The sequence below is a fragment of the Kitasatospora sp. NPDC023120 genome, from assembly GCF_055560835.1.
In genome coordinates this window covers 265,583-280,491 of the sequence record NZ_JBVHHY010000004.1, presented here as the reverse complement: position 1 = coordinate 280,491, position 14,909 = coordinate 265,583, and the positions used below count along the sequence as shown (strand labels likewise).

13 protein-coding genes are annotated in these 14,909 nt (G+C 76.4%); 4 read left to right on the top strand and 9 right to left on the bottom strand.

The genetic code is table 11. From position 1 onward, the window contains the following. On the bottom strand, nucleotides 1-445 hold a 445-nt coding region (locus tag ACZ3TI_RS08110), incomplete at its 3' end, for a hypothetical protein (protein ID WP_465724649.1). Between the two features lie 114 nt (nucleotides 446-559). Between ACZ3TI_RS08110 and ACZ3TI_RS08105 the strand changes: the two genes are divergently transcribed. Next, nucleotides 560-1,285, top strand: a complete 726-nt coding sequence (locus ACZ3TI_RS08105) for a MerR family transcriptional regulator (protein WP_465724648.1) — start codon at nucleotides 560-562, stop codon at nucleotides 1,283-1,285. 1,064 nt (nucleotides 1,286-2,349) lie between these two features. On the opposite strand, the gene ACZ3TI_RS08100 is transcribed toward ACZ3TI_RS08105, so the two are convergent. From ACZ3TI_RS08100 to ACZ3TI_RS08085, 4 genes are all read right to left on the bottom strand, one after another. Then, nucleotides 2,350-2,577, bottom strand: a complete 228-nt coding sequence (locus ACZ3TI_RS08100) for a hypothetical protein (protein ID WP_465724646.1) — start codon at nucleotides 2,575-2,577, stop codon at nucleotides 2,350-2,352. A gap of 354 nt (nucleotides 2,578-2,931) precedes the next feature. Further along, complete coding sequence (locus tag ACZ3TI_RS08095) at nucleotides 2,932-3,150, bottom strand: hypothetical protein (RefSeq protein WP_465724644.1); 219 nt, start codon at nucleotides 3,148-3,150, stop codon at nucleotides 2,932-2,934. Nucleotides 3,151-3,460: 310 nt separating this feature from the next. Then, a complete protein-coding gene (locus ACZ3TI_RS08090; protein ID WP_465724642.1) occupies nucleotides 3,461-4,036 on the bottom strand; it encodes a putative glycolipid-binding domain-containing protein in 576 nt (191 codons plus the stop codon). Between the two features lie 61 nt (nucleotides 4,037-4,097). Then, complete coding sequence (locus ACZ3TI_RS08085; RefSeq protein WP_465724640.1) at nucleotides 4,098-4,607, bottom strand: MarR family winged helix-turn-helix transcriptional regulator; 510 nt, start codon at nucleotides 4,605-4,607, stop codon at nucleotides 4,098-4,100. A gap of 54 nt (nucleotides 4,608-4,661) precedes the next feature. Between ACZ3TI_RS08085 and ACZ3TI_RS08080 the strand changes: the two genes are divergently transcribed. From ACZ3TI_RS08080 to ACZ3TI_RS08070, 3 genes are all read left to right on the top strand, one after another. Continuing rightward, a complete protein-coding gene (locus tag ACZ3TI_RS08080; RefSeq protein WP_465724638.1) occupies nucleotides 4,662-5,174 on the top strand; it encodes a MarR family winged helix-turn-helix transcriptional regulator in 513 nt (170 codons plus the stop codon). 110 nt (nucleotides 5,175-5,284) lie between these two features. Then, a complete protein-coding gene (locus tag ACZ3TI_RS08075; protein WP_465724636.1) occupies nucleotides 5,285-6,238 on the top strand; it encodes a DUF4331 family protein in 954 nt (317 codons plus the stop codon). Between the two features lie 228 nt (nucleotides 6,239-6,466). Further along, nucleotides 6,467-7,681, top strand: coding sequence for a MinD/ParA family ATP-binding protein (locus ACZ3TI_RS08070; RefSeq protein ID WP_465724635.1), 1,215 nt, complete (start codon nucleotides 6,467-6,469; stop codon nucleotides 7,679-7,681). A gap of 266 nt (nucleotides 7,682-7,947) precedes the next feature. Here the strand turns inward: ACZ3TI_RS08070 and ACZ3TI_RS08065 are convergent, their stop codons facing one another. The 4 genes from ACZ3TI_RS08065 to ACZ3TI_RS08050 all read right to left on the bottom strand — a co-directional run bounded on the left by ACZ3TI_RS08065 (nucleotide 7,948) and on the right by ACZ3TI_RS08050 (nucleotide 14,842). Continuing rightward, nucleotides 7,948-9,381 (bottom strand): S8 family serine peptidase, encoded by a 1,434-nt coding sequence (locus ACZ3TI_RS08065; protein WP_465724634.1) that lies wholly within the window; start codon nucleotides 9,379-9,381, stop codon nucleotides 7,948-7,950. Further along, nucleotides 9,378-12,824 carry a right-handed parallel beta-helix repeat-containing protein gene (locus ACZ3TI_RS08060; RefSeq protein WP_465724632.1) on the bottom strand — a complete coding sequence of 1,149 codons (3,447 nt, stop codon included), beginning with the start codon at nucleotides 12,822-12,824 and terminating at the stop codon, nucleotides 9,378-9,380. Before ACZ3TI_RS08060 ends, ACZ3TI_RS08065 begins: the two co-directional genes overlap by 4 nt. A gap of 96 nt (nucleotides 12,825-12,920) precedes the next feature. Beyond that, on the bottom strand, nucleotides 12,921-14,279 hold the full coding sequence (locus ACZ3TI_RS08055; protein WP_465724630.1) for a hypothetical protein: 1,359 nt from the start codon (nucleotides 14,277-14,279) through the stop codon (nucleotides 12,921-12,923). A 116-nt stretch (nucleotides 14,280-14,395) separates the two neighbouring features. Next, complete coding sequence (locus ACZ3TI_RS08050; RefSeq protein WP_465724628.1) at nucleotides 14,396-14,842, bottom strand: hypothetical protein; 447 nt, start codon at nucleotides 14,840-14,842, stop codon at nucleotides 14,396-14,398. Nucleotides 14,843-14,909 lie beyond the last annotated feature (67 nt).

Sequence of the window (14,909 nt, the reverse complement as noted above, 5' to 3'; positions counted from 1 at the left end):
CGTACCAGGCAGGCGCGGTACGCCATCCGCGCCGGCCGGCGAACGGGTCGGGCAGGGCGCGGCGGCGCAGCCCGGCGTCCAGGGGCCCTACCAGGCAGGCGAGTTCGGCGCGGGCGCGGGGCGGCAGGCGTTGCAGGGCTTCGTCCAGTACGTCGCGGGCGTGGCGGACGTCGTCGAAGGAGCACCCGGGGCAGCAGGAGACCATCGACTCCCGTGGGTCGAGCGGGCGGCTGCCGGGCGGGTGCAGGAACGCGCGGTAGCGCCGCAGGGCGCGCTCGGTGGCGCCGGGGTGGAGGTGGAAGCTGTCGCTGCGGTCCTCGATCCGGTGCACGGCCGGGCTCGCGCGGGCGGACAGCCCGTGGATGCGCGGGGGTGGGGCGCAGGCGCGGGTGCGGGCGGCGTGGAGTGCTCGGGTGCGCGGTGCGCGCGGCCGGTTACGCGGCATGGGCCTTTCGGCAGGTGGTCATGGGCGCCGTCCTGCCAGGCCGGGCCGGGCTGTCGTACTCGTCTTAGACTCGGCCCGGCCCCCGTGTCCCTCACATCCGAAGGCAGGAAACGTTTGCTCACGATCGGTCAGCTCGCGGCGACCGCCGGTGTCACCGTGCGCACGGTGCGGCACTACCACCAGGTGGGGTTGCTGCCGGAGCCGGGGCGGGACGCCTCCGGGTACCGGCGGTACGACGCGCAGGCGGCGGTGGACCTGATCCGGGTGCGGACGCTCGCGGAGGCGGGGGTGCCGCTGGCGCGGATCGGGGCGCTGCTGCACGCGCGGCCGGCCCAGTTCGCGGCGGCGGTGGCGGACATCGACGCCGAGTTGCAGCGCAAGGCCGAGCAGCTGGCCGAACACCGGCGCCGGATAGCGGACTTGGCGAGCGGTGAGCGCTTGGCGCTGCCGCCGGAGGTGGTGGCGATCCTGGACCGGATGCGGGCGCTGGGGGTCAGCGAGCGGATGGTGCTGCTGGAACGGGACACCTGGATCCTGCTGCAGGCGCTGGACCCGGAGGCGATGTGGCGGGGCGTGGCGGAGAAGAACGCGAGCTTCGACGACCCGGACACGGTGCGGCTGTTCCTGGTCTGCGACGAGTCGATGGAGTGGGATCCACACGATCCCCGGGTGGACGCCCTGATCGAGGACTTGGACGCGTGGGAGGTCGCGCACGGGCGTGACAGCAGCGAGCCGGGGAACCTGGAGGTGATCTTCTCCCGGATCGCCGAGTCGTCCCCGGCGTGGCAGCGGATACTCCCCGTCCTCGCCCACCGCGCCAGGCAGCGCCGCACGGCGTGAGCCGCGGGCGTGGGAGGGGGAAGTCGGCCGGGCCGACTTCCCCCTCCCCCCGCTTCCTCCCCGCCTACCCGCCTGCCCGCCTGCCCGCCCGCCCGCCCGCCTGCCCGCCTGCCCGCTCGCCTGCCCGCCTGCCCGCCCGCCCGCCCGCCCGCCCGCCCGCCTGCCCGCCGGCGTGCCTGCCCGCCTGCCTGCCTGCCCGCCTGCCCGCCTGCGTGCCTGCGTGCCTGCCCGCCTGCCCGCCTGCCCGCCTGCCCGCCTGCCCGCCTGCCCGCCTGCCCGCCTGCGTGCCTGATCGAGCGTCAGCATCCCGGGCGTCGAGCGGAAATTGTCGCACCCCCGCCCTACCGTGGCGCGCAAGGAGACGCGGTATGGACGAGGCGGGGGCGCACGGGCGGTGCGGGGCGGCTGGTGGTGGCGATGCAGGTACCGGCGGACAGCTTCGTCGACAGTGACGTGCCGGGCGCCGACTGGCAGCTGTGGAACCAGGGGCCGAACCGGCCGTGGAGCGCGGATCTGCGGGCCTCGTCCAACAGGCTGCCGGCGGGCGCCTCGGGGAATCCTGCCGAGCCGGCCGATGACGCACGAGGGGCACCTGGGGCACTGGGAGCGGATGACGGCGCTCCACCCCGAGGACGCGGACTGGCAGTTCAGCCGGGCGATCGGGGCGCCGGCGAAATTCGCGGTGTCCCGCTCGGGGCGCCCGCGGCAGGCGTGGCCGCGGCAGGCGTGGCCGCGCACCGAGGTGCTGAGCGGCGAGCTCGCCCGGACGGTGGCGCGGGCCAAGGAACGGGCGGGCGGGCCACTGGCCTGCTTCGGGGACGCGGGGCCGGTGGCAGCGCTGCTGCGCCAGGGGCCGGCCGAGGAACTGCGCCTGTTCGTCAATCCCGGCTTCGCCGGCGCGGGCAGGCGAGTGTTCGGGCCGTGCCTGGTGGAGCACCGGTACCGGTCGGACGCGGTGGCGGCGCACGGGTGCGGGATCGTGGAAAGCCGCTGGTCACAGGGGTATCCGCCGGTCCCCGGCCGGGTACGGGCTCCTGCTGGGATCCGCCGCGCCGGACAGTGGATCAAGGAGAGCGAGCGGTGGACCAGGAGCGGATGGAGCGGGTGGAGCCGGCGTACGCGCCGACGGCCGAGGACTTCCGCGAGACGGTCGCCGCCCAAGCCCGGCACACCACCGCGAGCCGGCCGACCCGGGTGACACTGCGGGTACCGGCCGCGATCGCCACGCTCGGCTGCGCGCCGAACACGGCGACCGGCGCGGCGGGCGCCTCGCACGCGGTCCTGGCGGCCACGCCGGCGGCACTGGCCCTGCTCGCGCCGCGCTACCAGGTGCTCTCGCCGCAGCGCCGGGCGACCCGACGCGACGGCCGGTACCACGCGGTGGTGCACCCCACCGGGGTAAGCGTCACCCACGCGCGCGGCACCCGCGTCCTGCCCCGGGGCGCGGGTACCGCCCTCGCTGGAGACGGAGCACCAGATCGCGGTACCGAACCGCAGCGGCACCTGCTTCCCCACGCTACCCAAACGCGCCACCCCCTGCCCCGACGCGCCGCACGCCCTGATCGCCCGCCACACCACCCCCACCGGCGGGCCCTGATCGCCCGCCACACCACCCCCACCGGCGGGCCCGCCGGAGGGCCCCCGGCTCAGGCAGCGAGCAGCGAGGCGAACTCGGCAGCCCACCGCGGGTAGAGCGCCACCTCCTCCTCGTGCAGGGCACGGATCCGCTCAGCGAGGCCGGGGGTCATATCGTCGGACAGCTCCGGGCCGATCGCGATCCTGGCCAGGTACGGCATGATCCACGGGTCCCCGGCAAGGTGGACAGGGTCGGGCAGATAGCGACGCAGAGCCGGCAGATCCAGCATGCCCACACAGCAGGCATGAGTGAAGCCATCGGTGAGTGAAGCCGTCGCCCCCCAGGTCCCGGCCGACCGTCACGAAAGCCACCGACTCAACGACGACGATGCAGCGCACCACCGCGAGCACGTGGACGCGGTCCTCACCGGCGGCGGTATCCCTGAACGCGAAACGCAGCATACGGACGATCACGAAGCAACAAGGAAAGCCTCTACCACGCGGCCATCGAGACCGCCCCCGACCGCCTCGCCACCCAGGCGGCAACCGCCGCCGAGCCGCCGCACGAGGCCACCGCCGACCCCGACCCGCACCCCCCACTCACCGCCGCCGCCCGCACCCCGCTGCACGCCTACCACAACGAAGAGACCCGCATCCTACGGCAGTTGACCAGCGCGCAGACGGCACAGCTCCCCGACCTCGCGGCCACGGTGCACGAGCGCACCGGGGTTGACGCATGCTCGACCCCTCAGCCCCGCGATCCGTGACACCGCCCCCGGGTCGCCTCTCGGGCAAGCCGCCGTCAGGCGATGCGGTGGGCCAGGCCCGGGCCGTCCACGACCAGGCCGTCGGCGTCCACCAGCACGTCGGCTCGGTAGTTCGCCCGACGCGTAGCGGACGGTGGCGCGGCCGTCCCCGTGCCGGCACAGGTGGGTACAGGTCTGACGGGAGGGGGACGACCGCCAGGTCGGGCACGCGGATCCAGGCCATCAGGAACTCCCGCTCGCCCGGGCCCCGGTACAGGGCGTGGCGCAGGACGGGCGGGGTATCGGTGAGCGGGGACAAGCCCAGGGCGCCGTCGAGGTCGGGGCGCTGCCGCCCGTCGACGCTCCAGCACCCGGTGGCCTCGTCGCGGCGCGGGTCCAGGGTACGGACGGCCGAGTCGACGATCTCCAACGGGCACCACGTGCTGCCGGTCCTGCTCGGGGCGCAGGCTCCGCAGGGCTTCTGAGGCCCCCTATTCCTCGTGGTTCGTCACCGCCCGGCCGAAGCCGGCGACGAAGGCGGTGAGCAGGCGGGCGAACTCGGTGCGGTCGGCGTCGGGCCAGTCGGTCATCGCGCGGGCGAACACCTCGCGGCGGAAGCGGTGGGCGCGCTCCAGCTGCCCGCGCCCGGCCGCGGTGAGGGCGAGCAGGGTGCGGCGGGCGTCGCGCGGGTCGCTGCCGCGCTCCAGCCAGCCCTCCTCCACCGTGCGCAGCACCAGGCGGCTGGCCCGGGGCTGGTCGACGCCGAGGGCCGCGGCGACGTCGGTGACCGCGCACGGCCCGTCGTGGGCCTCGACGGCGTCGAGCACCGAGAACAGGGTGGGGTCGACGGCCGGTCCGCCGTCGGGCGGCGCGATGCGGCCCAGCGAGCGGCGGGTCTGGCTGCGGCGGATGGCGACCATCGCGCGTTCGACGGCGGCGAGCGCCTCCTCCTGCCCGTCCTGCGTGCTCTTCTGCTGCGTGCCCTGTTCCCGCTTCGACATGCATGCTAGGTTACAACTGTTGTAAAAAGACATGCATCCGAGGGGGATCCCGCCATGACCACCAGCGACACCACCACCGGCACCGCTTCCACCGCTGCCGCCGCCCTGCCCAACGTCCGCGAGCAGCGCCCGCTCGGCTACTGGCTGCGGCACATCGACGGCGCCATCGAGCAGAGCATGGCCCGCCTGTTCGCCGCCGACGCGCTGAGCCGGCGCGAGTGGCAGGTCCTCAACACCGTGGCCGCCGGCCGCCCGCTGCCCGCCGCCGAGGTCGACGCGGTCATGGCGGCCTTCCTCACCGCCGAGGAGCCGACCATGCGCCCGTACCTGGACGCCCTGGCCGCCCGCGGCTGGGTGCGCACCGGCGAGGACGGTGCCGTGGCCCTGACCGGCGAGGGCGCCACCGCGCACCGGCGGGTGTCCGGGCAGGTCGCCGAGCTGCGCGCGCGGATGACGGCGTGCCTGGAGCCGGAGGAGTACCGGGTGCTGATGTCCCTGCTGCAGCGCCTGGGCACCCACCTCGACGCCCTCGCCGACCAGGCCCCGCAGGCCCCGGTCGCCGGCTAGGGCCTCCTCCGCGCGGCGCAGCGCGGCGGGCCGGGGGCGGGCGGGCGTGCTAGCAATGGCCCCGGGAGGGGTGGGGCCGTCCGTACGATGCCGATGCTCAGGAGACCGTCTTGTCGCACCACCTCAGCGGACCGAATCTGCGCTCGCCCGACGGCGACGCGCGCCTGGACCTGACCGACCTGTTCGCCTTCGCCTCGCCGCAGGCGGGCCGGACGGTGCTGATCATGAACGTCAACCCGGTGGCGCCGAGCGGCGGGCAGGCCTTCCACCCGGAGGCGGTGTACCGGATCAACGTCGACACCGACGGCGACAACCGGGCCGACCTCGGTTTCAGTTTCACCTTCTCCGAACCGGTGGACGGCGCGCAGACCATGACGGTGCGGCGTGCCACCGGTGAGGGGGCGCGCGGGCACGAGGCGACGGGCGAGCCGCTGATGTCGGGGGCGCCGGTGAGCTTCACGGGCACCCCGGCGGTGGTCGAGGCGGGCCCGTACCGGGTGAGCGCGGGGCTGCGCAGCGACCCGTTCTTCGCCGACCTGGACGGAATCGTCGACAAGTTCCAGTGGACGGGGGTGGACTGGGGCGCGGACAAGAACGTGTTCGGGATCGTGCTGGAGGCGCCGGACGCGGAGTTCGGCGACGCGCCGCAGATCGGGGTGTGGGCGCGGGTGAGCGTGCGCAGGGACGGCGGGCTGGTGTCGGTGGACCGCGGTGCGCACCCGTCGCTGACGGCGTACTTCAACGCGGAGGACGTCAAGGACGCGTACAACGCCGGGGAGCCGGCCGAGGACTGGCAGACCTACCGCGAGCCGTGGACGGCCGTGCTGCAGCACTTCGGCGACTACACGACGGACGCGGCCGAGGCGCAGCTGCGGGTGGTGCTGCCGGACATCCTGCGCTACGACCGCACCCGTCCGGCGGGCTATCCGAACGGGCGCACGCTGAGCGACGACGTGACGTCGGCGCGGCTGTCGATGCTGACGGACGGCAAGGTGCCCACCGACCACATCGGTCCGCACACCGACCTGCTGCCGGCCTTCCCGTACCTGGGCCACCCGCACTGAGCCGCACCGTGCCGGGCCCCTCGGCCCCGGTACCCGCACCTTCGCCGACATGCGCGAACTGCCCGCCCCGGTGGCCACCGCGGTCGACCAGCCGCTGCCCTGACAGGACCCGGCGGCCCGGCCCGGCCCGCCGCGGGCCGCCGCGGGCTGCGGCGTTGAACGGGTTCGCCGCCCCGGGCCGTTGAGGGGGGTGGCGGGGGCCGGGGCTACATGGCAGGAGGCGATGGCGTGACGGGCGACCACACGGTCATCGAGCGGGTACGACGGCTGGAGCAGGACGCGGACTGGGACCTCGCCCCCGTGTACGGGCCCGTCGCACCGCGGCAGGAGGCCCGGCCGCAGTGGCACCGGCCGCTGGACGCCATGGGCACGGTGCTCGTGCCCCCGGAGGCCCGGCCGGTGCCCGCCGGCCTCGCCCCGCAGACGCCGCCCCCGCCGCAGCTGACTGAGCCCCGGCCCCGGCAGGCCCTCGCCCCCGCCGTACCGCCCGCGCCAGTCGCACCGCCCGCACCGGTCGTACCTCTCGCACCGGTTGTACAACCACCGGTGCAGGCGGCACGACCCGTGCCGGCGGTCGGCGTGCCCGCCGCGCCCACCGCGCCCGCCGCGCGGCGGGGCCTGCGCGGGATCGGCCTCGGCACCGGCCTCGGCCGGGGCGAGCGGGAGCGGCTGGAGGCCGTCATCCGCACGCCGTTGCACCGCTCCTACCGGATCGCCGTCGTCGGCCTCAAAGGCGGTGTGGGCAAGACCTCCGCGACGCTGGCGCTCGGCTCCGTCCTCGCCGAGACCCGGTCCGACAAGGTGATCGCCGTCGACGCCAACCCGGATACCGGCACCCTGAGCCGCAGGGTCCGCCGGGAGACCGCAGCCACCGTCCAGGACCTGCTGGCCGCCGCGCCCTCGATCACCGGCTACATGGACATCCGCCGCTTCACCTCGCTGACCCCCAGCGGGCTGGAGGTCCTGGCCAACGACCCGGATCCGGCGGTCGCCACCTCCTTCGGCGGCGAGGACTACCGGCAGCTGGTCGACCTGCTCGCCCGCCAGTACCCGATCGTCCTCAGCGACTGCGGCACCAGCCTGCTGCACAGCTCCATGCGCGCCGTGCTCGACCTCGCCGACCAGCTGGTCATCGCCGCCACCACCAGCATCGACGGCGCGAGCGGCGCCGGCGCCACCCTGGAGTGGCTGCACGCGAACGGGTACGGCCCGCTGGCCCGGCGCAGCGTGACGCTGATCTCCGGCATCCGCGGCACGGCCCGGGTCGTGAAGGCGGAGAACCTGGTGGCGCACTTCGAGAGCCTCTGCCGGGCCGCCGTCGTCCTGCCCTTCGACGAACACCTGGCCCTCGGCGGGACGTTCGATCCCGCGAAGCTCCGCCACCGCACCCGCCGCGCCCACCTCGAACTCGCCGCCGCGGTCGCCGAGGGGATGAGTCTCTGAGGCACCGCCGCTCCCGGCGGCCGGGCCGGGCGTCGGGCCTGCCGGTGGTGCGGGGATGAGTCCGGTGGCGACGTTGCCGGCTCCGGAAGCCTCGCCCCGAGGACAGGAGCCCCGAGCCGGCCCCGGGGCCGGCTCGGGGCAGGAACGGGCCCGTCAGGCCCGCCGGCTCCTGCGGGGCGGGCGGGGCGGCGTCGGGGTGCGTGCGGCGCGGGCGGAGAACCGGGGCACCCCCGGGCCCGGGACCGGGCCCGGGCCGGGCAGAGCCGTCAGGCCTGCCAGCGTCCGGGGCGCCAGGAGCGGCGGCGGCCGGCCGCGCAGACCAGTGCGGTGCCGGTGACCAGGGCCACGGCGGTGAGGACGGCGCCCGCCGTCATGACGGCCTGGCGGCCGGCGGGGTCCGGGGGCGGCGGCTGGAGTGCGGCCGCGGACGGGACCGGGCGGGAGGACGGGGCGGGGGCGGCCGGGGCCGGGGCGCCGACGGCGGCCGCCGGGTCGACCGTGCCGTAGCCGAGGCGGGGGTCCGGCAGGGCGGTGCCCGGGTGGTAGGCGGTGGAGGTCAGACGGTCCTTCAGCCCGGCCGGGTCGAGGTCCGGCCGGTAGCCGAGGACCAGGGCGGCGGTGCCGGCCACCACGGCGGTGGCGAAGCTGGGCCCCGAGCCGGTGAAGTAGCCCTTGCCGCCGGGACCGACGCTCATCATCGCGTCCCCCGGGGCCACCAGGTCGATCCGCCCGGCCCCGCCGCCCGGGGCGCCGGAGCCCCCCGAGGCGACCGAACCGCCGGAGCCGCCAGGACCGCCCTGGCCGCCCTGGCCGCCCTGGCCGCCGGAGTCCTGGCCGCCGCCGGGCGGGGCGCCGTTCGGGGCCAGGTCGGACACCGTCAGGACCTCCGCGGGGGCCGCGGCGGGCCCGCCCCCGGAGCCGCCGCCCTGGTCGGGGCCGGCCGGGGCGACCACCAGGGCGCCCTTGCCGTCGGCGTGGCGGACCGCGTCCGCCAGGTCCTGGTTGCCCGCCACGACGGGCAGGGCCACCGCGATCACCCGGGCGCCGCCGTCGGCCGCGTCCCGGATGCCCTTGGCCAGCAGGGCGGCGGTGGTGTTCCCGGCGTCGTCGGTCACGGCCACGGCGAGGATCCGCGCCTCGGGGGCGATGCCCGCGAAGCCGACGCCGTCCCGGTGGCGGGCCGCGATCAGCCCGGCGAGGAAGGTGCCGTGGCCGACGCAGTCGCGGGTGGAGCCGCCGTCGCCGTACTCACGCGGTCCCGGCACCAGGCGGTCGCCCAGGACGCCGGAGGCAGGGTCGACGCCGGAGCCGACGACGGCGACGGTCACCCCGGCGCCGCGGCCGAGCTGCCAGGCGGCCTCGGGGCGCAGGAAGGCCTGGGCCCACGGCAGCCGGTCGGTGTCCTTGTCGGAGGGCTTCACGCAGCCGTCTGGGCGGCCCGCGCCGCGGTTCTGACCGATCACGGGCAGCGCCCCCGCCTCGCCGCCGGAGGGGGCCTGCCCCGGACGGGCGGTGCCCGTCGCGGCGGTCTGCGGCGTGCCGGGCGGCTCCGTGCCGGGGGCCGGGGCGCCGGGCGCGGCGCCGGCCGGGGCGGCCGCCGCCAGCAGGACGCCGCAGCACAGCACGGCGGACACCGCCGAGGCGGGCCCCGTGCGGCGCGCCCCCTCGGCGCGGCGCGGACGGGAGCGGCCGCCCGTCACACGCCGCTCCCCTGCAACAGGGCGGGGATGTCCTGCGGCAGCAGCAGGCTCAGCTCGGACACGTCGGCGATGTCGAGCCGGGCCAGGCGCCCGGCCTGCCGGGTGACCATCGCCTCCAGCGTCTGGCGGGCGAAGCGGCCGTTGCCGAAGTTGCGGTCGCGCGGGACGGCTTCGCACAGCTGCGTCAGGGCGGTGAGGGTCTCGGGTGCGCAGACGTAGCCGGCCTGTTCGGCCTGCAGCCGCACGATGGTGACGAGTTCGTCCGCGCTGTAGTGGTCGAAGGCGATCTGCTGGGAGAAGCGGGAGGCCAGGCCGGGGTTGGAGGCGAGGAAGCCCTGCATCTCCTCCTGGTAGCCGGCGACGATCACCACGACTTCGTCGCGGTGGTCCTCCATCAGCTTCATCAGGGTGTCGACCGCTTCCTGCCCGAAGTCGCCCCCGGCGGCGCCGCCGCGCGGGGTGAGGGTGTAGGCCTCGTCGATGAAGAGCACGCCGCCGCGGGCGCGTTCGAAGGCGTCCCGGGTGAGCTGGGCGGTGTGGCCGATGTAGCGGCCGACCAGGTCGGCGCGGGCGGTCTCGACCAGCCGCCCGCCGGGCAGCACGCCGAGCTCGGCGAGGAGTTCGCCGTAGAGGCGGGCGACGGTGGTCTTGCCGGTGCCGGGCGGCCCGGCGAAGACCAGGTGGTGGCTGATCTTCGCGGTGGGCAGGCCGGCCTCCTCCCGGCGGCGCACCTGGGTGATGAGGTTGACCAGGTTCTCGACCTGTTCCTTGGCGGCGGCGAGGCCGACCATCGAGCGCAGCTGGTCCAGCAGTTCGGTGCTCCCGCCGCCGGTGGCGGCCGCGCCGGCGTCCGCGCGGGCCGCGGCGGCGGCCTCGGCGCCGAGGTCCTCGGGCAGCAGCAGCGGCAGGTCCGCGTCGGTGACCTCGGCGAGTTCGGCCAGCCGGGACGCCTGGCGGTCGACCATCTCCTCGAACACCTTGCGGGCGGCGCGGCCGTTGCCGAAGTCGGCGCCCTTGGGCATCCGCGTGAAGTGCGTGCCGAGCGCCTCGACGGCGGCGGCGTCGAGTTCGTAGCCGTGCGCGGTGGCGGCCCGCTCGACGATGGTGACCAGTTCCTCGGGCGCGTAGTTGCGGAACTCCACGGTGCGGCTGAAGCGGGAGGCCAGGCCCGGGTTGGAGGCGAGGAACTCGCGCATCTCCTCCGAGTACCCGGCGACGATCACGACCACGTCGTCGCGGTGGTCCTCCATCAGCTTGACCAGGGTGTCGATCGCCTCGCGGCCGAAGTCCGGCCCGGTGCCCCCCGATCCGGCGGACAGCGCGTACGCCTCGTCGATGAACAGCACGCCGCCGAGCGCCGACTGGAAGACCTCGGTGGTCTTGATCGCCGTGCCGCCGACGATCGAGGCGACCAGGTCGGCGCGGGCGACCTCGACCAGGTGGCCGCTGCGCAGGACGCCGAGTTCGGCGAGGATGGCGCCGTAGAGGCGGGCGACGGTGGTCTTGCCGGTGCCGGGGGGCCCGGCGAAGATCAGGTGGCGGCCCATCGGCAGGGCCGGCATCCCGGCCTGTTCGCGGCGCCGGGCCAGCTTGTTGAGGTTGACCAGGGTGGCCACCTGGTCCTTGACGCCCTCCAGGCCGACCAGTGCCTGCAGGGCGGCCTGCGGTCCCTGCGGCTCGGGCGGCGCCGGGGCGGCGCCCTGGTGCGGCACCGGGCCTGCGGCGGCGCGCTCCCCGGCGTCGGTTCCGGTGCCGTCGGGCGCGCCGGCGGGCCGGACCGCCGCGGGGCCGTCCTGGGCCCCGGCGCTCGCGCTGCCGTGGCTGTCGGCGCGGCCGTTGTCCCGGCTGGTCAGGTCCTGCACGGCCAGCCGGCTGCCGGCCCGGGTCTGGCGCAGCCCCGAGCCGCGGTTGCCGGCGACGGTGCACCCGGTGACCCGCACCGGTTCCTCGGACTCCACGCGCAGGCCGTCGCCGGCGTTGTCGGTCAGTTCGCAGCCGGTCAGCGCGGCCCGGCTGCCCGCTCCCAGCAGGACGCCGTGGCGGCGGTTGCCGTGCACCCGGCCGCGGGCCATGGTGAGTTCGCCGCCGTCCTCGACCAGGACGCCCTCGCCGGTCCATTCGGCGATGTCGCAGTCGCGCAGCGAGACGACGCCGCCGGGGCCGACCTCGACCCCGGCCACCGCGCCGGTCCTGGCGGTGCTGGCGGCCGGGGCGGCGCCGCGCACCGTGGAGCCGCCGACCTGGGTGTTGCCGCCGTCGGTGACCCGCAGCGCGGCCAGCCCGGTGGCGGACAGCAGGCAGGACTCCAGCCGCCCGCGTCCCTCCCGCAACACCTCGACGCCGTGGCCGTGCACCTCGGCGACGTCCAGGCGGCGCAGCAGCGGGTTGGCGCCGTCGCGCACGCTCACCCCGGCGCCGGCCGCGCCGCGTACCTCCAGCCGGTCGAACTCGGCGGCGCTCTCGCCGGTCAGTTCCACTCCCGGACCGGCGCTGTCGGCGACCGCGGTGCGGGTCAGGACGGGGCTGGAGGACTCGTCCACCAGGATCCCGGCCGTCTCCGAGCCGGCCACCTCGCACTCCTCGAGGCGGCCCCGGGAGCGGCCGGTGACGTGGATGCCGTGGCCGCGGGTGCGGACCGTGCGGCAGCGCCGCACCAGCGGGTCGGTGCCGCCGGCCAGGACCAGGCCGTGGCCGCGGGTGGCGCTGACCGTGCAGTCCTCCAGCACCACCTGGGCGGCGGAGCCGACGTAGACGCCGATCGAGGCGTCCCGGACGGTGGTGCGCAGGACCCGGGTGGAGCTGTTCTCCTCCAGGGCGATGCCGGGTTTGTCGGTGGCGGAGATCTCGCAGTCCTCGATCGAGCCGCGTCCCTCGCCGTTGGCGCACACGCCGTTGCCGCGGGCGTCGCGCATGACGCAGTTGCGCACGACGGGGTTGGCGCTCTCGCCGATGACCACGGCGGAGCTGCCGAGGTGTTCGATCACGCAGTCCTCGATGACGCTGGTGCCGGTGGAGGTCTCGACGATGCCGGCGCCGGCGGGGTTGACGACGCGGCAGCCGCGCATCGCGAGCGAGCCCTGTTGGCGGGTCAGGACGGCCGTCCAGGAGTTGCCCGCCACTTCGCAGTCCTGCAGGGCGGCCTGGCCGCGCGGGACGTCGACGGTGGGCAGTTCCTCGTCCTGGCCCTGGAGGACCAGGCCGGTGAGCTGGACGGCCTCGGCGACGACCTGGACCACGGCGCCGCGCCGGGGGCTGACGCGTACGCTGCCGCGGGCTTCCTCGGCGGTGATGGTCACCATCTTGGTGATCACCAGGTTCTCCTCGTAGCGGCCCGGGCGGACGCTGATCACCGCTCCGCTGCGGGCCGCCTCCAGGGCGGCGCCGATCGTGCGGTAGCCACCGTCGCTCGGCTCCGCACAGACCGTCAGCACATGGCGGTTCATGGGGCGTTCTCCTCCGTCGTTCGTGGCTGTGGTGCCGGTGGTGCTGGTGTGCGCGGGGGTGGGGGCTGGGGCGCCGGGGGGTGGGGGCGGGCGGGGTCAGCCGGTGCAGTTGGCCCGGACGGCGGAGGCGGCGTGGTGGGCGTAGGTCTTGGTGCCGCCCTTCCAGTCCTGGCCGCGGCTGTGCAGCACCACGGCGATCCTTCCGCCGCTGAGCGGGAAGGTGCCCGCGGAGACCCACTGGCCCCGGTGGGCGGTCTGGTCCACCTCGAAGGCCTTGTTCTGCACGGTGTAGTAGGTCGGGGCGCCGCCGACGGCCTTGAGGTCCCCGTTGGGCACGTACACCGACAGGTCGCAGGTGCCGGTGGTGAGCGAGCCGGTGGTGAAGGTCCACACCACCGAGTTGCTCTTGTCGTCGTTGGCGTCGCCGGACATCGGCACCGAGGTGAAGCCGCCGCCGCAGCCGTCACCGGTGTAGCCGCCGGAGTTGCTGCGCCAGCCCTCCTGGCCCTTGTCGAACCAGCCGTTCTGCTGCATGGAGGTGGACCCGCCGCAGCCGGGGCCCGCCACGGCGTTGTAGGTGCGCGGCGCGGGCGGGGGCGGGGGCGGCGGGGCCGGCTGGGTGGGCTTGGCCGGGGGCGGGGCGGGCTGCTGGGCGGCCGGGGGCTGCTGGGCGGCGGGCGGCTGCTGGGGCTGGGTCTGCGGTGCGCCGGCGCCCTGGCCGGTGCCCTGCCCGGTGCCCTGGGGTGCCGCGGGTGTGCCCGGAGTGCCGGCGGCGTGGCCGGTGAGCGGCGCGCCCTGGACCGTGTCGGGGGCCTGGAAGGCGCCGGGCAGGGCTGCGGCGGCGATCCCGGCGGCGGGGGCGACGCCCTCGCCGGGCGGGGCGCCGGCCGGCTGACCCGGCTGGCCGGGCTGGCCCGGCTGCAGGGGCTGGTCGCCGGGCGGGTTGCCGGGCGCGTCGGCGCCCGGTACGTAGCCGTCGCCGCCGCCGTCCGGCTGGGAGTACCCGCCGGGCAGCGGGCCGTCGGCGCCGGGCGTGCCGGGGCCGTCCCCGCCGAACCCGGAGACGCCCAGCGGCACGCCGACCAGCACCAGGCCGGCGATCACCGCGGCGGCCACCATCGGCTTGGGGATGCGGCGTTGGCCGCCCTCCTGCTCGGCCGCTCCCGCCGGTGCGGGCGCGGCGCTCACCCCGGCGCGGCCCTGCCGCGCCGCCGGGGCCCGCGTCGCCGCCGCGTTCCCGACCGCGGGCACCGCCCCGGTGGCGCCCACCGCCGCGGGTCCGGTCGCCGCGGTGCGGGCCGTGCCCGTGCCGGACTCCCCGGCCGTCCCCGCCTGCCCGGCCGTCCCCGGAGTCTCCGGTTCCCCGGCCGGCTCGGGCACCGCCCAGGCCACGGCGGGCAGTTGGATACCCCCGCCCGACGGCTGACTGTCCCGTCCGCTGCGCACCTTGCCCACCCAGGTCTCCTGGTCCTCGACGACGACGCCCGACAGGGGCGGGCCCGTCCCGACCTCACCGGTCGCGCGACGGAGCAGCCCCTCTCCTGTCCCACGGACGGCGGGGCGCGTCGGGTTCAGCCGGTGTCCGGGCGCCACACCGGCTCGGCCGGCCGCGGCGGGTTGAGGACGAAGTCGGCCGCCCGCTCCAGGGTCGCCGCGTCCGGCCGGGGGCGTGCGTCCGCCCGCGCGCGCAGGTGCGCCAGCAGCCCGGGCTCGGGCGCGAGGTCGTACTCCTCCAGGTAGTAGGTGACGGTGTCGGTCCAGATCCACTCGCCGTCGGTGCGGTAGTTCAGCGGGACGGCGCCCCGGCGGGAGGAGTCGAAGACGTCGTCCATGAGCATCGGCGTCATCAGCACCGCTGCGCCGGCCCGTAGGTACCCGGCCAGCACGGCCCGTTCCGTCGCGTCCTCCACCAGCTCGCGGTCCGGTGAGAACTCCGGCCCGGTCACCGGGTCGATCACGTCGAACACCGCCGCCAGGCGGAACCCGCCCGCCTGCGCGTGCTCCTGCTGCTGCTCCACGTCCTGCTCCCGGTCGCGTGCCGGCCCCGCGGCCGGGGCGCCCTCACCCGGGTAACGGCGCCCGGCG

Coding starts and splice junctions, on each gene's coding strand:
- ACZ3TI_RS08095 (WP_465724644.1), bottom strand. CDS start 3,150: ATGCTGGATCTGCCGGCTCTGCGTCGCTATCTGCCCGACCCTGTCCAC.
- ACZ3TI_RS08085 (WP_465724640.1), bottom strand. CDS start 4,607: ATGTCGAAGCGGGAACAGGGCACGCAGCAGAAGAGCACGCAGGACGGG.
- ACZ3TI_RS08080 (WP_465724638.1), top strand. CDS start 4,662: ATGACCACCAGCGACACCACCACCGGCACCGCTTCCACCGCTGCCGCC.
- ACZ3TI_RS08060 (WP_465724632.1), bottom strand. CDS start 12,824: ATGAACCGCCATGTGCTGACGGTCTGTGCGGAGCCGAGCGACGGTGGC.